The organism is Microcoleus sp. B6-A1 (assembly GCF_036705085.1).
GTDB lineage: Bacteria > Cyanobacteriota > Cyanobacteriia > Cyanobacteriales > Microcoleaceae > Microcoleus.
In genome coordinates, this window is the sequence record NZ_JAUBTU010000001.1 from 161,035 (window position 1) to 181,713 (window position 20,679).

20 protein-coding genes are annotated in these 20,679 nt (G+C 46.5%); 15 read left to right on the forward strand and 5 right to left on the reverse strand.

Annotated elements, in window-relative coordinates; translation table 11 throughout:
- Positions 1-70 precede the first annotated feature (70 nt).
- From aroC to QUB11_RS00625, 3 genes are all read left to right on the forward strand, one after another.
- Positions 71-1,171 (forward strand): chorismate synthase, encoded by a 1,101-nt coding sequence (gene aroC, locus QUB11_RS00615; protein ID WP_333389409.1) that lies wholly within the window; start codon positions 71-73, stop codon positions 1,169-1,171.
- A 1-nt stretch (position 1,172) separates the two neighbouring features.
- Entirely contained in the window at positions 1,173-2,084 is a 912-nt protein-coding gene (locus QUB11_RS00620; protein ID WP_015176005.1) for an MBL fold metallo-hydrolase, read from the forward strand.
- 634 nt (positions 2,085-2,718) lie between these two features.
- Positions 2,719-3,642 (forward strand): hypothetical protein, encoded by a 924-nt coding sequence (locus QUB11_RS00625; protein WP_333104438.1) that lies wholly within the window; start codon positions 2,719-2,721, stop codon positions 3,640-3,642.
- Between the two features lie 459 nt (positions 3,643-4,101).
- On the opposite strand, the gene QUB11_RS00630 is transcribed toward QUB11_RS00625, so the two are convergent.
- The gene (locus QUB11_RS00630; protein WP_333389412.1) at positions 4,102-4,308 is read right to left on the reverse strand and encodes a hypothetical protein; all 207 of its coding nucleotides are present in this window, start codon (positions 4,306-4,308) and stop codon (positions 4,102-4,104) included.
- Positions 4,309-4,864: 556 nt separating this feature from the next.
- Between QUB11_RS00630 and QUB11_RS00635 the strand changes: the two genes are divergently transcribed.
- From QUB11_RS00635 to QUB11_RS00645, 3 genes are all read left to right on the forward strand, one after another.
- Positions 4,865-5,464 carry a class II aldolase/adducin family protein gene (locus tag QUB11_RS00635; protein WP_333198808.1) on the forward strand — a complete coding sequence of 200 codons (600 nt, stop codon included), beginning with the start codon at positions 4,865-4,867 and terminating at the stop codon, positions 5,462-5,464.
- Between the two features lie 262 nt (positions 5,465-5,726).
- Positions 5,727-6,281, forward strand: a complete 555-nt coding sequence (locus QUB11_RS00640) for an Npun_F5560 family protein (protein WP_333156313.1) — start codon at positions 5,727-5,729, stop codon at positions 6,279-6,281.
- A complete protein-coding gene (locus QUB11_RS00645; RefSeq protein WP_333198810.1) occupies positions 6,274-6,924 on the forward strand; it encodes a hypothetical protein in 651 nt (216 codons plus the stop codon). The genes QUB11_RS00640 and QUB11_RS00645 overlap by 8 nt, the downstream gene beginning before the upstream one ends.
- Positions 6,925-6,968: 44 nt before the next feature.
- On the opposite strand, the gene QUB11_RS00650 is transcribed toward QUB11_RS00645, so the two are convergent.
- On the reverse strand, positions 6,969-7,313 hold the full coding sequence (locus QUB11_RS00650) for an STAS domain-containing protein (protein ID WP_333198812.1): 345 nt from the start codon (positions 7,311-7,313) through the stop codon (positions 6,969-6,971).
- A gap of 348 nt (positions 7,314-7,661) precedes the next feature.
- On the opposite strand from QUB11_RS00650, the gene QUB11_RS00655 reads away from it, so the two are divergent.
- From QUB11_RS00655 to QUB11_RS00670, 4 genes are all read left to right on the forward strand, one after another.
- Complete coding sequence (locus tag QUB11_RS00655; protein ID WP_333041712.1) at positions 7,662-8,285, forward strand: DedA family protein; 624 nt, start codon at positions 7,662-7,664, stop codon at positions 8,283-8,285.
- Positions 8,286-8,477: 192 nt separating this feature from the next.
- Positions 8,478-9,212 (forward strand): hypothetical protein, encoded by a 735-nt coding sequence (locus QUB11_RS00660; RefSeq protein ID WP_333198816.1) that lies wholly within the window; start codon positions 8,478-8,480, stop codon positions 9,210-9,212.
- Positions 9,213-9,368: 156 nt separating this feature from the next.
- The gene (locus tag QUB11_RS00665; RefSeq protein ID WP_333198818.1) at positions 9,369-9,986 is read left to right on the forward strand and encodes a Uma2 family endonuclease; all 618 of its coding nucleotides are present in this window, start codon (positions 9,369-9,371) and stop codon (positions 9,984-9,986) included.
- A gap of 85 nt (positions 9,987-10,071) precedes the next feature.
- Entirely contained in the window at positions 10,072-10,509 is a 438-nt protein-coding gene (locus QUB11_RS00670) for a hypothetical protein (RefSeq protein WP_333198821.1), read from the forward strand.
- Positions 10,510-10,612: 103 nt separating this feature from the next.
- Here the strand turns inward: QUB11_RS00670 and QUB11_RS00675 are convergent, their stop codons facing one another.
- Complete coding sequence (locus QUB11_RS00675; RefSeq protein ID WP_333198823.1) at positions 10,613-11,524, reverse strand: hypothetical protein; 912 nt, start codon at positions 11,522-11,524, stop codon at positions 10,613-10,615.
- Positions 11,525-11,572: 48 nt separating this feature from the next.
- The gene (locus QUB11_RS00680) at positions 11,573-12,013 is read right to left on the reverse strand and encodes a hypothetical protein (protein WP_333198825.1); all 441 of its coding nucleotides are present in this window, start codon (positions 12,011-12,013) and stop codon (positions 11,573-11,575) included.
- 159 nt (positions 12,014-12,172) lie between these two features.
- On the opposite strand from QUB11_RS00680, the gene QUB11_RS00685 reads away from it, so the two are divergent.
- Positions 12,173-12,961, forward strand: a complete 789-nt coding sequence (locus tag QUB11_RS00685) for a pentapeptide repeat-containing protein (protein ID WP_333198827.1) — start codon at positions 12,173-12,175, stop codon at positions 12,959-12,961.
- Between the two features lie 411 nt (positions 12,962-13,372).
- On the opposite strand, the gene purM is transcribed toward QUB11_RS00685, so the two are convergent.
- Entirely contained in the window at positions 13,373-14,398 is a 1,026-nt protein-coding gene (gene purM, locus QUB11_RS00690) for a phosphoribosylformylglycinamidine cyclo-ligase (protein ID WP_333198829.1), read from the reverse strand.
- 495 nt (positions 14,399-14,893) lie between these two features.
- On the opposite strand from purM, the gene QUB11_RS00695 reads away from it, so the two are divergent.
- From QUB11_RS00695 to QUB11_RS00710, 4 genes are all read left to right on the forward strand, one after another.
- Positions 14,894-15,970 (forward strand): septal ring lytic transglycosylase RlpA family protein, encoded by a 1,077-nt coding sequence (locus tag QUB11_RS00695; RefSeq protein ID WP_333256382.1) that lies wholly within the window; start codon positions 14,894-14,896, stop codon positions 15,968-15,970.
- Between the two features lie 327 nt (positions 15,971-16,297).
- Entirely contained in the window at positions 16,298-17,914 is a 1,617-nt protein-coding gene (locus QUB11_RS00700) for a bifunctional pantoate--beta-alanine ligase/(d)CMP kinase (RefSeq protein ID WP_333198833.1), read from the forward strand.
- A 621-nt stretch (positions 17,915-18,535) separates the two neighbouring features.
- A complete protein-coding gene (locus QUB11_RS00705; RefSeq protein WP_333198835.1) occupies positions 18,536-19,474 on the forward strand; it encodes a polysaccharide deacetylase family protein in 939 nt (312 codons plus the stop codon).
- 287 nt (positions 19,475-19,761) lie between these two features.
- The gene (locus QUB11_RS00710; RefSeq protein ID WP_333198837.1) at positions 19,762-20,646 is read left to right on the forward strand and encodes a Uma2 family endonuclease; all 885 of its coding nucleotides are present in this window, start codon (positions 19,762-19,764) and stop codon (positions 20,644-20,646) included.
- The last annotated feature ends 33 nt before the right edge of the window (positions 20,647-20,679 follow it).

Consider the following 20,679-nt stretch of genomic DNA (forward strand, 5'->3'; position numbering starts at 1 on the left):
ATTTTTCAGAAATACAGTAAATCTCTATTCCATTTAAGCTAAAAATTATCAAGTTTCAGGGAAAAGCATAATGGGCAATACCTTTGGGCATTTATTTCGGATCTCGACATTTGGGGAATCTCACGGCGGCGGTGTGGGAGTAGTAATTGATGGTTGCCCGCCCCTGGTGTCGATCGACGCATCGGAAATTCAAGCCGAACTCGATCGCCGCCGCCCTGGCCAAAGCAAAATTACTACGCCCCGCAAAGAAGCAGATACCTGCGAAATTCTGTCCGGGGTGTTTGAAGGCAAAACTTTGGGAACGCCGATCGCAATTTTAGTCCGCAATCAAGACACTCGCCCCCAAGATTACGGCGAAATGGCGACTACCTACCGCCCTTCTCACGCTGACGCTACCTACGATGCTAAGTACGGAATTCGTAACTGGCAAGGCGGAGGTCGCAGTTCGGCGAGGGAGACAATTGGTAGAGTAGCAGCAGGCGCGATCGCTAAAAAAATTCTCAAACAAGCAGCAGGAGTCGAAATAGTCGGCTACGTCAAACGCATCAAAGACTTAGAATGTGTCGCTGACCCGGACACTGTTACCTTAGAACAAATAGAAAGCAACATCGTCCGCTGTCCAGATGCTGAATGTGCCGAAAGAATGATTGAACTGATCGAAAAAGTTCGCGACAGTGGAGATTCGATCGGCGGTGTAGTCGAATGCGTCGCCCGCAATGTACCCAAAGGTCTGGGAATGCCCGTATTCGACAAACTCGAAGCCGACTTGGCTAAAGCCATCATGTCATTGCCCGCCAGCAAAGGCTTTGAAATTGGTTCCGGGTTTGCCGGGACTCTGCTCAAGGGCAGCGAACATAATGATGAATACTATACTGATGATAAGGGTGTAATTCGTACAGTGACGAATCGCTCTGGCGGAATTCAGGGTGGGATTGCTAACGGCGAAAATATCATTTTGCGGGCGGCATTCAAGCCAACTGCGACAATTCGCCAGCAGCAGCGTACAGTTACCCGAGAGGGCGAAGAAACCCTGCTGGCTGCCAAAGGACGGCACGATCCTTGCGTTTTGCCAAGAGCTGTGCCAATGGTGGAAGCGATGGTAGCTTTAGTGTTGTGCGACCATCTGCTGCGCCATCACGGACAATGTGGAACCTTAAAGCCTGAATTTTAAAATGGAAATCAGCTTGTCCTCTGTAGCGGCAACTCCCCTTGATTGCCCTCAACCCTCCGAATCAATAAAAGGTATAGATGATTTTGTAGTACAGTTTTGGGGCGTGCGGGGCAGTGTTCCGACACCCGGACAGGAAACTGTTCGCTACGGCGGCAATACTTCTTGTTTGGAAATGCGAGTCGCTGGCAAACGCTTGATTTTTGATGGCGGAACAGGCTTGCGGATGCTGGGAGACCAGTTGGTGCAAGAAATGCCCGTGCAAGCTTATATGTTTTTTACTCACTATCACTGGGATCACATTCAAGGTTTCCCGCTGTTCGCCCCAGCTTTCATCCGCGGCAATAGCTTTGATATTTACGGGGCGACTCCGCCGGATGGAGATTGCATGAAAAGGCACTTTGTCGAACGGGTGTTGCACTCGAATTCGCCGGTGCCGCTGATGGGTTTGCAGGCAGATTTGAATTTCTACGAACTCAATCACAACCAGACGATGATGCTGGACGATATTGAGATTAGGACGGGTTCTCTGAATCACCCGAATACTGCTATGGGATATCGGGTGAGTTGGCAGGGACGATCAGTTGTTTATTGTTCGGATACTGAGCATTTTCCCGATCGGCTAGATGAGAATGTCTACAATTTAGCCCTCGACGCTGATGTACTGATTTACGATGCGATGTACACAGACGAGGAATATCACAACCCCAAGTCTCCGAAGGTGGGTTGGGGACACTCGACTTGGCAGGAAGCGGTGAGAATGGCTAAGGAGGCGCGGGTGAAACGAGTGGTGATTTTTCACCATGATCCGGCTCATACTGACGATTTTCTCGATCGCATCGCCGAAGATGTGCAAATCGCTTTTCCGAAGGCTGTCATGGCCCGCGAGGGTCTTATTTTGCCGATCGGCTTCTGAACATTCGCCCTTGTGAGTTCGATCGAACCATCAACCGATCGAACCATAATTGTTATGTGAATATGTGGATCGGGTCTCACCCCCCGATCCACAATTTTTTTTAATATGCAGCAAACTCTTAACTGCATGGTATAATTCTTGCTTGTTAAGTTTTTAGGCAGAGTATTTAAGGTTTTTTTTATTCTTCAACCGCGTCCGCAAGACGCCAAGACGTAAGATAATTGGAGGATTGCCAAGGGTGAAAAGGAGACTGTTTTGAATGTCAACAAACACGGGGAGGCGAGGATCTCGCACGCCTGAGTGCTAGTCTGAAGCCAGTAGACTTCCAGAAGCCTTGTTACAGATTAATTATTAAGGACAAAAACTGAAGTTATAGCTCGGATCAAATAAAAGCGCGATCGGTTTTTTCGGATCATGAATATTGACAACTCTCAAAAGCTAATAGCTTTTAGGTACAAACTGAGAAAATTTTCAGCAGTCAATTTGACTAACCAGAAAGAAACGATCGCTCTGGCGTTTGGCAGTAGCTGCGGCAAGCGAATGTTATGACTTGACTATCAAAATGGGAAATTTACGTTTTAGATCTTCAGCAAATCAATACAGATGGATTGCCCTAGGCAGTTTTGCTGTAATTATGGGTATTTCAGGCGCCCTGGCCTACCGCCTCGCCCCGCCCCCCGGATTCATGGCTCAAGGCACTCTCACTTCTAATAATCCGCCAGTCAAATTTTCGACCACGGGCACGACAATTCTCAAGCAGGGAGAGCAACTCACCCCGGAGGTTCTGCTGGCAGATAATGTTGTCAAAGCAGTGGCAGATGCAGTTAAGCTGTCGCCCCAGCAAGTTCGACAAAATGCTAGTGTCAAGATTTCTAAGCCGGAACAACCCCTAGAAATTGTGGTTGGGTATCGCTCGCTCGATCAGCAGCAAGCAATCCAAACGGCGGATATGTTGATGAAGGGCATGGTTGAAAAAAGCCGCCTGATTAACAGATATCGGTGGCAATCAGTCAATCAGTCGCTCAACCAACGCTTGGCACAAGTCACTCAAGACCTGAAACAAGCTCAGCAAAAACTCGACCAATACGAAAGAGAGCGCGCTCGGCTGTTGCAGCAAATGAAGCTTCAGCAAGACTTTTACAACAAAACTCAGCTTGCAATGGCGGATACGCAAGCTTCGGAAAAAGAAATGGTCAGCAGTTTGGCCGCGGCTACAGTGCCACAAATTGTGGCGACGCCCACGAGCGATCCGACAGTGCCTCTGATTTTGGGAATTGGCTTGCTGTTGGCGATTTTGGTCAGCCGCGGTTTGATTCCTTCGGTGGCGGATTGGAGGTACAAAGCAGCTTTTCAGCGAGAAGAGAGCGAAAGGCTCCAAAGTGCTTTGTACCGACTGATCAAAGAAGGCCGCGGCGAAATCACTCTGGTGCGGTTTGCTATGGAAACGCGGCTGTCGCCGGATGTGGCTCAGCGTTTTTTGAACCAACAAGCTGAAGTTTTTAATGCCAATTGCGAAATTAAAGACGACGGCAGCATCTTGTATCACTTCCATATTTAAAGGGCTGCGAGCGATCGCGCTTCACAGAAAAATGCAAGCCGATCGAGCACTGACTCGATCGGCTGGTTTTTTTCTGTGGAGGACTTATATCAGGTTCGGTCGATCGACTATCCCCCTCTCGGTAGCCGCGGGTTTACGGGATCTATAACTTATACTACTACTACCGATTTTGGTGAACCCGCCGACGCGAGCTGGCGTTGCGGTGATTTTACGTGACATAATATTAGGCTCAACCCGGTTTCTTAGCTTGTCAGATGCCCCGGAGCTAAAAATTGCTCGATCGACAGAGGTGTGGACTAACGTAGAGCACCCGAAGATTGTGCCAGTTGCTCCCAGACAGGCTAAAAAATATTTTTTCTGTTCCGCTTGCTTTTTGCTTAAATATATGTATAATGAAAAAAATCAGTAAATGTACGGTTGCTTTTTACCTGAGTTACCTGGTTAAGGGGTAATTGCTCCTTAAATATTTCTTAAAGTAGAAGTCAAGTCAGTAGAAATGCTGTAGTATATAGCAATAACCGATGCAGGGATGTTATGTAGTTTCACATCAGAAACTCGATCGGGCAAGAGCCTGGAATCAAACTCCCCTACAGAAAGCGTAAGTTTTGAGGCGTTGCTGAATACAGGTATGAACAACTTTTCGCTTGATGTTACAAAACTCACCATACTTGGCTTCTAGCCATTCCGAAATCTTGAATTCATACCTGTATTCAGCAACGCTCTCAATTATGTACTCATGGCAAAGATCCGACTTTTCCGACTTTACAATCCGACTTTTCCGACTGACAGAGACAGGGGTTGGAAGCCATGATTAGAGATAGGGAAAGTCAACCCACGATGTCTAGATTGTAAAGATATCGTAAACCGACGTTGCTGAATTGGGTATGAAGTTTGTAGGGGCAATCCCCCCGTGGTTGCCCTACGGCTGACTTAGAATTACCCCTACAGGCAAAATCATAATTTGATTCAGCAGCCTACCTTTTCATCTTGAACTTTTGCAATTACCTAGAGGCTAGACCCTGATGTTTGGAATAATTTGTTCTTCTTTCGTAGCTTACTTTTTGCTAATGTCGATCGCTAATTACGGCGACAATGGAATGTAAATTAGTTAAGGCACTCATGCACCGAGACATAAGGCAGCAGGCAAAAAAAAGCAGTTTGACAACTTCGATTAAGTCTCAGCTTGGGCCGTGTCTGTGGTGTCGCTCTGGCAGGAAAATAGATGGATGAAGGAGTCGTTAAGTACCGCTGTGATTGGGAAGAGGCAGGCCCTGTAGCTGCCACCAACATAGCAGATTTGATGGAATGGCGCGATCGGCTCCACGCTTGGGGATTAATTGGCGTCTACGAAAATGGCATAGGGTTTGGCAACGTCAGCGTCAGACTCGGCAAGTCTGGCCAATTCGTGATTTCGGGAACCCAGACTGCACACTTGAAGACTCTGGGACCAGAATTCTACTGTACTGTTACCGACTTTAACTTAGAACAAAATTTCCTCGGTTGCCGGGGCCCCGTACAAGCTTCGTCGGAGTCCCTGACTCACGGGGCCCTGTACCTTCAGAGACAGGATGTGGGCGCGATAATTCACGTCCATAACCCTACGCTATGGCAGCAACTGCTGTTTAAGATTCCTACTACTAGAAAAGAAATACCTTACGGCACTCCCCAGATGGCCTTAGAAATGTTTAGACTTTTTGAGGAGGAGAATTTGGCCGATCGCAAAATTCTGGCGATGGCCGGTCACGAGGACGGCATTATCTGTTTTGGCAGCACCGTGGACGAAGCTGGCAAAGTGCTTTCTGCTGCGATCGGTTACACATGAGATATTGCACTATTCTCACAAAAAGCTCAGAAACCTGGTTTATTGACCAAAAACCTAGGATGTTAACTCTGTCTAGGGCAAGAAACTAAGGTGATGACGTGGATGCAAGATTTGAGTTAAACTGAGCTTTACCCTTGACATCGGGCCGCTGGCTCGATTTGGCCTAATCGGTTCAAAACTTTTGAAGTGCCTCTTGCCTCTGCGGTAAGGGAAAGATATTTTTAAAGAGAAACACATTATATAACAAAAGCTGAGAGTCATCGTGAATCAAACTAAACTTGTAAGCTCAAAAGAATTGCAATCAGAGGTATCTCGTCTCACCGAAGAGCTGCAAATGCGCGACCAATTGGTGCAGCAGTTGTCTCAAGAACTTTTCCGGCTGGTGAAGGGCAATTCTAATTTTGTGCCCGCGCCGGAAGTTTCCGATCGCCACCAAGCTCAAATGCAGGCCATGCGGGAACAACTCCAAGCTGTTGAAGAACAGGTGAGTTTTTATCAGGAACAAATCGCCGAACGGGATGCTGAGGTTTACCAACTGCGGCAGTCGGTGCAAGAATTGACTGATCGCTCTCGGATGCTAGAACAGGTGGTTCAGGAATTGCCGGGGGTTTACCGCCAGAAGTTTGCCGAGCGGCTCGATCCGATTAAGGAAAAGTTGGAGCAATTGCAAAAGGAAAACCGCCAGTTGCACACTGAATTGCAAAGCGTAACTTACCGTCTCGCTGTGCGGAGCCGCAAGGCTAAGGGCCTGGATCTGCCGAGCGTCGATGAAACGGACGATCGGGGCATTCAAATGCCGAGCTTTGGCAATGTCTAAGGTTTTGATGGTCGCGGGTGGTGAGAAAGATCCGGCCCCAAGTCTCAAGGCAGCGATCGCTCAATCTGATCCTTTAACTGAAGTCAATATCTGTGGGGTTTCTGAACTCCATTCTGGCGCGATCGCTCCGGGTGGGGCGATCTTTTGTCCTTTGACGCTGGATGTGCCAGAAAATCTGGTTTTTCCGGCTCAAGAGGTGTTTCGATTTTGTAGCAATGTTTCGGCAGCGCGCGATCGAGTGTCCCAGGAGTTGCTTTTTCCCGTCGGCGGTGGCAATTTTTGGCTGCCTGTGGTGTTGACGGCAAAGGGCCCACTGTATGCTGAGGTGATTGGTGGGGAACCTTCTAAGCAGTCTGGCGAGTTTAGTTACTCTCAACCGGTGCATTTGTCGGATGTTTGGCGACAGCAGTTGTATGAGTTGGCTTACCGCTTGCTGAATCTTTTAAATGCGCCGCCAGCGACTTATTTGATGCAGTTCGGGTTCGTAGGGGAAAGGATTTGTTTCGATCGACTTTGGCCTTTTCCGGCTGCACCTGCGATCGCTTCTGTCGGCGTTCAAGTGCCGGATTTATTTGTTTGTCATTGGTATTGCTTGACAAATCAACCTATTTATGATATTGAAATTAGCTGTGCGGTTTCTTGAAGTCTATTGGAAACTTGAGATTTGAACTGGGCAGCTAATTTTAATCAGGCAACTAAAGCCGGAGTTTCAGTGGAGATAACTTGCTCGAAACTGTCGAAGATTTCAAAGAGTTGGTCGAGTTGAGTAATTTCAAAAATTAGCTTGACTGTAACTGAGAGGTTGCAGATGACGAGGCGGCATCCCCGGTGGCGGGCGGCGTTGAGTCCGCCGACTAAGGCACACAGCCCGGAACTGTCGATGAAATCTACGGCGGCCATGTCTATTACCCAGAGTTTGTGGCGATCGGGCACAATCTCGGCTAGCTGTTGCTGGAGGAGGCTGCCGGCTTGGGAGTCGAGGCAGTTGTGAGGTTGAAGGACGATGGGTTGGTTGAAGTTGGGAAATTCCATAGCAGTTATCCTACGATCGTAAAGTATGAATAAGTTAGTTTAGTTGCTGACTCTCTTGAGAGACTCAGGGGATTTCCGCGTATGTTTTAGGATGGGCGATCGCCCTTGTGGGAATCGGTGGGGAGAGCCGTTGTGATAAATTTAGTAGGAAACTGGCTAGCGATCGCGCGGAACGCAACCGCAACAATTCTCTATTCCTCTAGTATGCCTGAAAGGCTAATTTTTAGTTGGGCCAGCGATCGCGACAACAGTGTGTTTTTCATCACAGCGAAAGATTGCACTATTGGCTGAATCGAGCCAATATATAAATGTATTGAGCTTTGCAAAAGTTTACGAAGGCAGTATCGAATGTCTTTTGAGTTTTTATCGTTAGAGACTATTCAGCAGTTTGCGCGCGATTACGGCTACTGGGCAGTATTTCTGGGAATTTTGCTGGAAAATCTGGGAGTTCCTCTTCCAGGCGAGACTATTACGATTGCTGGCGGGTTTTTAGCTGGCAGCGGGGAACTGAATTACTGGTTTGTGCTCGGCAGTGCGATCGCTGGTGCTACATTGGGCGGAAATTTTGGTTATGCGATCGGCAGGTACGGCGGCTGGCCGCTGCTGCTGAAGCTGGGACAATTTTTCCGCTTTCGAGAAGAACAACTGTTTGACTTAAAAGAACAGTTTAGCAAAAATGCAGCTAAAGCCGTATTTTTGGGTCGTTTCATCGCATTGCTGCGAATTTTTGCTAGCCCCCTAGCAGGTATTGCAGAAATGCCTTTTTGGAAATTTTCGCTGTTCAATGTTCTGGGTGCTGCCAGTTGGGCATCGGTAATGGTCAGTTTATCCTACTTCTTGGGACAAGTTGTGTCTTTGGAGAAATTGGTAGCTTGGGCTGCTCAATTTGCGGTATTTGCTTTGCTGTTAGCAGTTGCTTGGATTGCAATTCCTATTTGGTTGGAGTCGCGGACTTTGGACAAGACTAAGTAGGGTTGGAAGGCGTTCCCCAAAAACTCAATATTCTTGTGGAACGGGCATCTTGCCCGTTCTTCAGAATAGTGAAATATATGAAAATCACATTTTGCACCAAGGTCAGCAACGGGCTAGAAGCCCGTTCCACAAACAATAAACTTTCTTCTGAGTTGGAGTTCGACACCATACATTTATAAATAGGTCGAAATCATGGGATACACTACAACATTTGACGGAATATTTCATTTAAACAAACGGTTATTAGACAGCGAAGCTATTTACTTATTGGAGTTTTCTCGAACTAGACGAATGAAGCGAAATCCGGCGATTTTGCAAAGTATTGCCGATCCAGCGAGAGAAGCCGTTGGTTTGCCTTTGGGCGAAGAAGGCTGCTATTTTGTGAATGAAAAATGGGATGAAGATTCGGAAGTTTCCGTTGTCGATTACAACCGCCCGCCGAAGACTCAGCCCGGATTGTGGTGTAACTGGATTCCTACTGCTGACGGCGGCGGGATTAAATGGAGCGGTGTAGAAAAGTTTTATGATTATGTCGAATGGTTGCAGTATCTGATCGACAATTTTCTTAAACCTTGGGGTTATGTTTTAAATGGCGAGGTGAATTGGCAAGGGGAAAGAGAAGAAGATGTGGGTATGATTTGGGTTGAGAATAATGTGATTATTTCGCCCGAAGGTGCACAGGAATTGTTGAGATATTCCGTGTCGCCGGTATCGGTGCCAAAGTTTGTTTGGGATTGTTTCAAGACGATGGAAGCGACGGGATTTTCTTTGAGGGATTGGAAGGAGGTAATTGATAAAGCTGTGGAGTTGGGACACGGGGAAGCTGCACTGTGGATTAAGCCTAATTTTGACAAATATTTTGATGGTATGGAGCGTGGTTTTGAGTTTGAAGGAGAGGTAATTGAAACACAAGATGAGGATTTGTGAGCTGTAGTTTCGATTAAACTTACGCATGATGCCCAGAAACCGGGTTTTTTCCCAATCTGCGTCCTACAACGAAGTATTTCGTAAAAAACCCGGTTTCTTTGGTCGTAGCGCGTCCAGGACTATATAATTGTAAGTACGATCGTCCGAGGATTTACTATGACGGCCTTAACAGAAATACGCGAAGCAATCGAGAAAGCACAGCCTTATTACTCTCCATTCGAGTATTTTGAATTAGAAGAGGCAGCAGAGTATAAAAGTGAATATCATAGCGGTCAAATATTACCAATGGCCCTTGATTCCGCCAATCACAACCTGATAGTAGGTAATTTGATTGCTCCTTTGAACTTCGCTTTGAAAAAACAGAGAGATTATCATTTATTTGCTTTAGGTTTGCGTTTGTGGATACCGCAGAAGCAAGTTTGTACTTATCCTGATGTGATGTTGGTGGGGGGGAAATTGGAGTTTGTTGAGGGTAGGAAAGATACGATTACTAATGCGGTGATGGTGGCTGAGGTTTTATCGGAATCGACGGCGGATTATGACAGAGGCGGCAAGTTTAAACTTTTTCGTTCTCTTCCTAGTTTTCGGGAGTATGTTTTGATCGATCAATACGAGATGCACGTTGAACAGTTTGTGAAGACGGATGATAATAAGTGGGTTTTGTCTGAGTATGATGGTGCTGATGGGGTGTTGAGATTGAGTTGTGTGGAGTTTGAGATGCGGTTAGGTGATATTTACGATCGTGTGGATTTTGAGTCTGAGTCTGAGGAGTGAATGTGGTATTGAAACCACCGATTTCAGGGCGATTGGAAATCGCGCCTACACAAACAAAGTCCGCCTTCGCGGACTGGTAGAATGTATGAAATCTGAAAAATCGGCTATTACCTATAATATCGATCAAAAATGGGCTGTGACTCTTTGCTGCGAAGCAGAAGAAAAACTGGAATTGAGAGTTGCAAAAATCGTTGAGTATTTAGACAAAACTTATCTATTAAAGCAATGGGCAATATCTGATATTGAAGCTACGGGCCGTTACGGCAATTGCTGGACTGCGCGCTGTAATAATCTGGAAATATTTCAGGTATCTACTTCTGATTTGTTGGAGGTAATGAGGGAAGAAGGTCAAGTTATTGAGTTAGATGTTAGTTTGATAAAAGATGACGAGGAATTGTTTAAAATATTGATTCGAGATGGGGTTTCAATTGATTTACTTGGCAGCGGGGAGATGATGCCGCTGACGGTTTTGGGGAAATATGTTTATCTTGACAAAGAAGTGTTTATGTGGTTAAGGACGTAAGATCGCACTTCAAAAAGCTCGATCGCCCTTCGTCAGAGAATGCTGAGAAGAAGGGAGGGTGAAGGAAGAGCGCGTAATTATTAGTCTGTTATGTACTATAATTTCACGGAGCAGACATAGTAAGAGTGTACTCGGTTTCTCTAAGTTTTGAGCGTACAAGAACAATGTAATTACCTACTCTTAAATTGCTTTTAATTATTCCTGGCTTTGAGTTAAAAGCAGAGATATTTTCCAGTTGATATTCAATTACTCCTGTTCCATTTTTATCTGAATATAAAACCATTTCTACTTCGCTATTCACGCCACCCAAAGACAGACTAATGCTGCTAGGATTGGCTAGTTGAAAACTGTAAAGTTGCTCTCGATTATTTAAAGTAATACTGCCATTTTTAGAAATGGGTTTTTCTTCCAAATAACCAAGATTTTGAATTTGACTTGTATTATTAATTATTTGAAGTGAATATGGGGTATCTCTAGCTTTCAACTTCACAACAATAATGTAGCTACCCACATTCAATTCTTGTTTAATTATTCCGGTTCTTGACTTAATAGCAGATGTGTTTTCAAGTTGATATTGAATTACTCCCGTGCCATCTTGGTCTGAATATAAAAACATTTCTACTTCGCTATTGACACCATCTAAAAACAGGCTGATATTACTGGGATTATCTATCTTAAAACGGTAACGGTTCTCTACATTATTAGAGCTAACATTGCCAGCGAAGGTGCAAGAACGATTTAGAAACTCAAGGTTTACGGTACTGCCATTTTGCTCTTTTGTGCAAGGGTTTTCGTCAGGATGTGACGATACTGGAGTTGGTGGTGGCGACTCAGGCTGTGGTTTTATAGGCTGAGGTGGGATTAAAGTTGTGTTTTTAGTCCCCTCATTTTGCGTAGGAGGAGGAAGCCGTGTTGTTTCTGTTGGAGGTGGAAAACGAATTGGCGGACCTACTATTACCAGTGCGATAATTCCTAATATAACCACACTAAATAAACCAATTACTACGGATCCCATATCTTCATCACTATCTTTTTGGCTTTTGTGGCTTTCGGGTGGTTTTAGTCAGAAGTGAAAGTCACCACTAAAAGTCCCTCCCTGAAAAAAGGCTTTAATTTCTTTAATTTCCTCTGCTATCTTCCCAAAATTCTGGACACTTGGTGGCTGAGACTGAAGTGCATTCGTCAAAGCTTTAACGGCTGAAGCCAGTTTTGCATCTGTACTTACTGCTGTATCTACTTCCTCGACAGCTTTAGCGACTTCCGGATCTTTCATGACTGCTTCTAACTCACCAACTGCTTTGCTATAATTTAAGGGCTGGTTTTGAGCTAATTCTATAGCCTTTGCTGTACTTGCCGACTTGATTTTAAGCAGTGATAGCAACTTATCAGCTTTCTCAACGACTAGCTCACCTAGCTTTTCAGTAGCCTTCTCTGTGGCTGTCTCCGTGGCTTTGACTAATACTAAAGTTGCGATCGCCCCGGCTGTCATTGTTACAGGTTCCATATAAAATTCCTTAGTTTTTTAAACTATAACGACTTAATATCAGGTTCAACAGTAATAAAAAGTAATAAAATAGTAATAAAATAGTAATATTAAGCGTCTGTTGCGGTAGAATCTATACTAATCCTACCTTAACGCTCCGCTAGTAAGGGACTTTCACACATGACCGTTGACGAAGCCATAGAGATCGCAGAAACAGCCCTCAACTACGATCGCCTCAACAAAGTTCAAGAGCTAGTGTTTCGTCAATCATGGGAAGGCAGGTCTTACGGAGAAATAGCTAAAACTACGGGATATCAATACGATTATATCAAAGCTACGGGTTATGAATTATGGAAATTACTATCACAGGTATTCGGGGAAAAGGTCAAAAGAGATAATCTAAAATCAGTATTAAAACGATACTTACGAAAAACTCAAGTGAACTTACAGCGAAATCTGACAATAGAAGTTAACCTCAGCGGAGCAAATCTCAGCGGAGCAAACTTAAGTGGAGCTAGATTATTCGCAAACTTAAATGAAGCTGATTATGGTCAAGCTGATTTAGATAAAATAATAACCTCTGACAGCGAAACTGAATTATCTGACTCAGAAAACGAAATTAACTGGAACGGTTTTTGCTTTCACTCCGACGCACAAGTGAAAATTGCCGAAATACTCGATCGCACTTCCACTCTCTTCATCCCCAACTCCCAACTCCGACTCGCAACACCGGAAGGTAGACAGAATCTAGAAGCTGACTTTCTGATTTTCCACCAAAACAAGCTAGGGATGCTGAAAATTGACCGTGAATCATCCCATCCAAACGCAACAGAAGATGAAATGTGCGATCGGCTTTTGAGAGATTCTGGCATCTGTCTTGTCAAACATTACGACACTACCCGATGCAGCGAACAACCGGATCTAGTTGTGCAGGAGTTTTTGGGAATTTTGAGTCACGTACAAGCCTAATAAGGTGTTTTTTATTTAAACTGTGATACAAACATTACCTTGGTTTTTGATATTTTCTCACTTCAACAATTAACAATCCTTCATTTCAGAGTCGATGTAATAAATAGTATAGCTCTTCAATTAATTTAAACGTTCGGCGGATAATTTTACACTAATTCACGGAAATAATTTTGAATTATACCGTATTTAAAAGCATAATAGCTTATTTCAATTTCCTTTGAAATTGTAGCAACGAGTCATCTGTTGTGAATTCCTTTTTCTCTTTCTTCCTCTGTCTCCTCTGCGTCCTCTGCGGTTACTTTCCAAAGTATAAATTTAACCGCAGATATACACAGATGAAGGCAGATTGAGATTATCTGTTATTGCACAAAGCAAAGCGAAGCAATCTTCACCCCATGCGATTGCTTCTTATTAATTACCCATGATCAATTCTCCTTTCCCCTCAATCACTTCCCCGATCGCCCAAGCACCTATTCCCTGAGATTCAAACCATTTAACAGCCTGTTCTACTTCCCTCGAATCGAGCAACAGCACAAAGCCAATCCCCATATTAAAAGTATTGAACATATCTGCTGTGGCCACTTGGCCCGCTTCAGCAATCCACTGGAAAATGGGCAAATTTGGCCAGCTATTGCTGTCAATTTTCACAGATTGATTAACTCCCAAACAGCGGGGCAAATTTTCCGGCAAGCCGCCGCCCGTAATGTGAGCCATGCCATGAATTTCTAGACCGCTCTTAATTGCTTCGAGGACTGGTTTAACATAAATTGTAGTCGGAGTTAGCAGCACTTCTCCTAAAGTTTTGCCACCTAACTTTTCGGGTTGGGAATGCCAATCAAAACCCCGATCGCCCGCAATTTTTCTCACCAAACTAAAACCGTTGCTGTGCACGCCCGAACTCGCCAGCCCGATCGCGACATCTCCGACTTTAACCCGCGAACCGTCCAACAATTTGCTCTTTTCGACAATTCCCACACAAAAACCAGCTAAATCGTACTCTCCCGGTTGGTAAAAACCGGGCATTTCTGCCGTTTCCCCGCCCAACAAAGCACAGCCCGCTTGCTTGCAACCGTCAGCAATCCCGGCCACCACCGCCGCTAATTGTTCGGGATTTAACTTTCCCGTGGCTAAATAATCGAGAAAAAAGAGGGGTTCGGCCCCGGATGTCAGCACGTCGTTGACGCACATCGCCACCAAGTCGATACCTACCGTGTCGTGCCGATCGAGATTGTGGGCCAATTTCAACTTAGTCCCAACACCGTCAGTACCCGAAACCATAATCGGCTCTTTTAAACCCTCCGGGACGCTAAAAAAACCGCTAAACCCGCCGAATCCGCCCAAAACTCCAGATCGGTGCGTGCTCTTAACCATACTCCCGATGCGCGAGACAAAAGCTCTGCCCGCCTCAACATCCACACCTGCTTCTCGATAATCCATAAGTCCGCCAAATCGATTTCTTCTAATTTTTAGTTTATTCCCATAACAGTTGACAAACAGCTTTTTTAAGACTAGCCATTCCCTAGCCCACAAAATACACTAAAGTTTTGTAAATTTTTGTAAATTTTTCCGTAAAGACTGAAACGGCTGTAAGCACTGGAACTAAAGGGTTTTATGATAGAGGGTTTTGAGAAAATTTGATGAAGATTTGGTGAAAATCGCGATCGCAGCGATCCCCAAGCACAAAAGTTTGTGGTAGTCTGTTGCAGTTCGTGAACAAAACACAAATTGCGAATCGAAGATGAGTTGTCAAGTGTCAGGGAAGTTTCCGCCAAATTTTTTTGGGGTAGAAGCATTAAAGCAAAAACGCACCCGGATACTTTGCTTTGACTCACGGGGGAATGGCGAAGGGCAAGAGAGAAATCCTTGACGCCCGCCGCCAAATGGCCAATCCTCCAATCTCGGTTGGCAATGGCTATTCACAAAAATGGACGTATGAAGGAAAAATTTGTTGGTGGTCTACTGGCTGTCCTGTTAGTTCCTGTGGTAGGAACGGCATCCTCTTGTCACGCACAAGCAACAGGTGCCGACAACCAAAACTCTCAGGTTTCCGAGCAAGTAATTGCCACCCAACCGTCCCGGCAGTTAAACGCTACTCGGGTCGAAGCGCAAAAAGTCGGACAGTATCAGTATCAAGCCAGAGCTGAAATTGCCCGAGACTCGATCGCCAAAATTCAGCCCCACGACTTAGGCGGGCGACAAGCAGCGACAGTCTACGTGCGAAACATTCCAGTCATCACCTTTCTGAACGCGAATCCGGAAACAAACACGCCTTTGGGAGAAACTGGCAACAGCCAAGCCCGTCCTAGCAGTCCGTCAAAAGTAGCGGGCGCAAGAGAAAATCCCAAAGTCGGAAACATTGCCAGCAACGACCGCAACCAAGAACCTGATCCAGTTTGGCGGGCATCAACCTTAGCAGCAAGACTCAATCAGCTAGCCCGCAACAACATCGATCCCAACAGCATTACCGTTAAGTGGGAAAAAGGCGATCGCTACATTATCCAGGCAAACGGCGAGGACTTGGTAAACATCAACGCCGAAACAATCCTCCCCGACACCACCAGCAACTTTAGCCGAGACGCCCTGCAAGCAACCAATCGCCTCCGCCGGCTTCTGGGCAACGCCCCACCCCTGGAAGAAGTCGCAGGCAAACCCCAACCAGAACCCGCTGTGCTGTCTATGGGCCCAATTCAAGTGCGCCTCAGCGGCTGGGCTTCCTGGTACGGCCCAGGCTTTAACGGCAACCTCAGCGCCAGCGGCGAGCGTTTCAACCAAAATGATTTGACCGCAGCCCACCCAAATTTGCCTTTTGGAACGAGAGTCATGGTGAGAAATCTCGACAACGGCCGCACCGTAGTCGTCCGCATTAACGACCGCGGCCCCTATGTGGGCGATCGGCTCATTGACTTGTCCGCCGGCGCCGCCAGCGTGCTAGGAATGATCAGCAGTGGCGTTGCCAGAGTGGAAATCGAAGTGATCGAACCGCCGCAGCAAACAACTCGTGGACGCTGAACGGTACTCTAAGGCAGAATACAAAACTTATCCCAAGTGTAGAAAGCAGAAAGTAGAATAAAACTGACATCTTGTACCATTGTCAATTACTTGTTTAGGAACAGGCAGGATGCCTGTTCCACAAGAAAACTCATTCTTTGTGGAACAGGCATCTTGCCTGTTCTTGAGAATGGTGCAAGATGTGAGATAAAACTGACATCTTGCACTATTCTTTGTGGAACAGGCCCGAAAGCCTGTTCTTGAAGATGGTGCAAGATGTCAAGTCGAACAAATTCTGACAACAAATAAACTCTGCATTCTGCCGAATGCCTTCAGGAGATTCTACCGGTGCGCCTGTTTACTACCATTGCAGCACTTCGCTGCTACTTAAATTTACAAAAGTCTGCTGCACCTCATTTGACAGTCGGTTTGGTGCCGACGATGGGAGCTTTGCACGCAGGGCATCTGAGCTTGATCCAGCGGGCAAGGCAAGAAAATGCGATCGCCCTGGTCAGCATTTTTGTCAACCCGCTGCAATTTGGGCCGACAGAAGATTTTCAAGATTATCCTCGGAATTTCGAGCAAGACCGGCTGTTGTGCGAACAAGCAGGGATTGATGCCATATTTGCTCCCTCAGCAACGGAAATGTTCGGCCATCAAGCAGTCGATTCCCTACGGGATAGCTTCGCTTCACCCACAGAAACAGAGCAAACCGCCCACAAACAGATAGAGATTCACCTTTCATCCTTAACTCAAGTAGTGCCGCCATCGGCGATGACATCGGTTTTGTGCGGCAAAGCAAGGCCAGGTCATTTTCAGGGCGTCGCAGCAATTGTTACTAAACTTTTGAGTTTGGTGCAGCCGACAAAAGCTTATTTCGGTCAAAAAGACGCCCAGCAGCTAGCAATTATTCGGAAGCTGGTCTTGGATTTTAACTTGCCTGTAGAGATTGTCGCTTGTCCGATCGTCCGCGAAGAGTCTGGACTGGCAATGAGTTCTCGCAATCAGTATTTAACAGTAGAGCAAAAACAGCAAGCCTCCGTACTCTACCGCGCGCTGCAACAAGCCTCGGAAACTTTTTCTTCAGGCGACCGCACCGCAGCCGCCGCACTCGCTGCCGCCCACGCAGCCGTCGCAGGAGAGCCCGCAGTCAAGCTCGAATATGCCGAAATTGTCGATCCCGACACTCTGACGCAGTTGCAGGTTGTGGAAACAGCGGGACTTTTAGCCGTGGCCGCCAGAGTTGGCTCTACTCGTTTGATTGACAATATAATTCTCAGGAATCGCCGGCCCATTGTGGCGATCGACGGCCCGGCGGGAGCAGGCAAATCTACCGTAACTCGCCTTGCAGCAACAGCTTTGAACTTGTTTTATCTGGATACCGGCGCGATGTATCGGGCGCTGACTTGGCTAGCATTGAAAACAGACACGCCTATTTCCGACGAATGCGCGATCGCCGAATTAATCAGTTCCAGTTATTTAGAATACAACCTCGATCCCGCATCAAAGATGTTGAAGATTAACGGCGAAGACGTAACCGAGGCAATTCGCAGTTTGGAAGTGACATCCCGCGTCTCGGAAATGGCGGCACTTCCGGCCGTGCGGCAGTTTCTGGTGGAGGAACAGCGGCGCTGCGGCACAAAAGGCGGAATCATAGCAGAAGGCCGCGATATCGGCACTAACGTGTTTCCCGATGCGGAATTGAAGATTTTTTTGACGGCTTCGGTACAAGAGCGATCGCGCAGGCGGCTGTTAGAACTTAAAGATACCGATCAAGCTAATATTAGCTTGGCCCAATTGGAACAAGACATCGCCCTGCGGGACGAAAAGGACAGCACCCGCGCGGTTGCACCTTTGCGTAAAGCGGCAGATGCTGTGGAAATTCAAACAGACAATCTGACTGTTGCTGAAGTTATCGATCGGATTGTCGGCTTGTACAAAGAGAGAATCGACCCTAAAAGTTAATTTTACGACCCTGGGGGCGCGCGATCGCCCTCATCTCAAATCCGGTTAACCTCACATCTTGCACTATTCTCGCTTAACAGGCTCTCCGGCCTGTTCCACAAAGAGTGAATTTTCTTGTGGAACAGGCCGTCCAGCCTGTTCCTAAACAGCTTATTGACAATAGTGCAACATCTCAGGTTAAACTCACATCTTGCACTATTATCAAGAACAGGCTCTCCGGCCTGTTCCACAAAGAGTGAATTTTATTGTGGAACAGGCCGTCCAGCCTGTTCCTAAAAAGCTTATTGACAATAGTGCAACATCTCAGGTTAAACCAACTTGCAGTGTCAGGTAGGGACGCGGGCAGATGCGGGCTGAGTCCCTAATAATATCGTGCCATTAATCCGAGAGCGCCGTCCCCCTGGCTGGGGAAAAAGTTCACCATCCCGCGTTTTCATGGGTTAGGGGATTTCTAGCGCACAAATCTTAAATTTTTTTATCCTGACGGACTTCCCCACGATCGGTTATTTCCAGTAGCATTTTTACGGACTGTCCAATTTAAGATTATCCTCTTAAGTGGATTAACTTGATATCAACATAAAATCTCAAATTAACTGTACAAGGTGTGAAGGAGACAATGACGTGACAAAATTGAAACTGCTGTGGAGGCGGCGAAAAACTTTAATCGTTGCTTTGATGGCAGCAACAGGAAGTTTTTTGCTGGGTGTGACATGGCCGATTAACTTGTTGCGGGCAAATCAGCCCTTGCAACCGATTCAGGCGCAAGTCTTGACCGTATCCCAGTCGCAAGAACAACAGCCGATGTCCAATATTAATAAGTTCTCCAAGGCGATCGCCAATCGAGTAGAATTTTCCCAACAGGCTCTAGCCCAAGTGCAGGCTATCCGATTTCAATCAGCCGTACCGGATCAGTTTCAAGGTACAACCATTAATCACGCGAAACTCGACTCCCAGCACAAGGCGATCGCCCTGACATTTGACGACGGCCCCTGGCCGAAAACAACTACACAAATCCTAGATATTCTCAAGGAAAATAATATTAAGGCTACATTCTTCTGGGTAGGAAAATACCTGCAAAATTCTCCCGAAATTGGCAAACAAGTCGCACAAGCCGGTCACGCGATCGGCAATCACACATGGAACCATGAATACCTTCAGTATAACGAAGACGGTGCCGCTCGCGAGATCGATCGCACTTCATCCTTAATTGACGACTTGACCGGCATCCAAACATCTATGTTCCGTCCGCCAGGAGGCATTTTAAACAATGGATTGACAGCTTATGCTCAAAAGAAAAATTATGCAGTTGTGATGTGGTCTGCTGATTCTTTTGATTGGCGAACTCTTACGGAATCTTTGATAGACAACGTGATGAGGCAGGCAAATTCCGGCGGCATTGTGCTGATGCACGACGGCGGCGGTAATCGAGCCAGAACTGTCAAAGCTTTGCCTGATATTATTGCCCGATTGAGAAATGAAGGGTACAGTTTCGTAACAGTTCCCGAGTTATTGCAGATGCAAGAACAAGACTTACAACAACAGGAAACAGCACAAAAATAACAATTTAGCAAAGTGGGAATTTACACATTTTTCCCATTTTTTTGTCGGTCGTTAGATTGATTTTTCAGAACTCTAGCCGAACGAAGAAGGAAGAAGTAGCAACTGCGCCAGATTCCGGGGGACGTTATTGACTGCTGAAATCATTGCTTTAATTGCATTTCCCTTCTTCCTTCTTCCCTCTTTCTTCTTCCCTCTTCCTTCTTCCCTCTTCAAGTACACAAATTAATCGAAAATCGCTAGGCTATAACAGAGCATCAGTTCGATCGCCAATCGATCGCGTACCAGCCATGACCCAAAGTCTTAGTGCGACAGGGTTGCCCCCCGCCTTCCCCGATCACACTCAACTCCCCGAATCAGACGGCACGTTCGTGAAAAACTTTCAAGAACATCCCCAGAGCATCCTGCTCACCGACTCCCTAGAAAGCACACTGCAAACGCTTCACCCCGACGGACAATATGCGATCGGGCAAGATTGTGGCATTTACTGGCGCGAAACCGACCCACCAGAACGCGGAGCCGAAGCCCCTGACTGGTTCTACGTCCCCAACGTTCCGCCTTTGTTAGACGGCGAAATTCGCCGCTCTTACGTGATTTGGCGCGAGTATATGGTGCCAATAATTGCGATCGAATTGGCCAGTGGGGATGGTTCCGAAGAACGAGACAACACGCCTTTATCTCGTTTGCCAGAAGGTACTAATCAGAAACCAGGGAAGTTTTGGGTATACGAACAGATTATCCGCATTCCCTACTACGCCATCTATACAATCAAAACCAGCCAACTGGAAGTCTACAACTGTGTAAACGCCCGTTATTGTCGATTGGAACCCAACGATCGCGGACATTACCCGATCGAGCGCATGGGAGTAGAGTTAGGCGTATGGGAAGGCAGCTATCAAAATCAGACACAGCGTTGGTTGCGCTGGTGGGATAATCAGGGGAATTTGTTGCTGACGGGGAGCGAGCAAGCTCGACTCGAACGCCTCCACACCGAACAGGAACGCCAGCGGGCTGAAGCTGAGCGTCAACGAGCTGAAGCTGAGCGCCAGCGGGCCGATCGCGTGGAGCAAACACAACGAGATGCTATCCCCCAACTACTGGCAATGGGTTTAACCGTCGAACAAGTTGCCCAGGCGCTTTCTCTGTCGGTGGAAGAGGTACAGCGTTTGGGATAAAGGGCGATCAAGCTGACCATTTCCTAGCAAGGA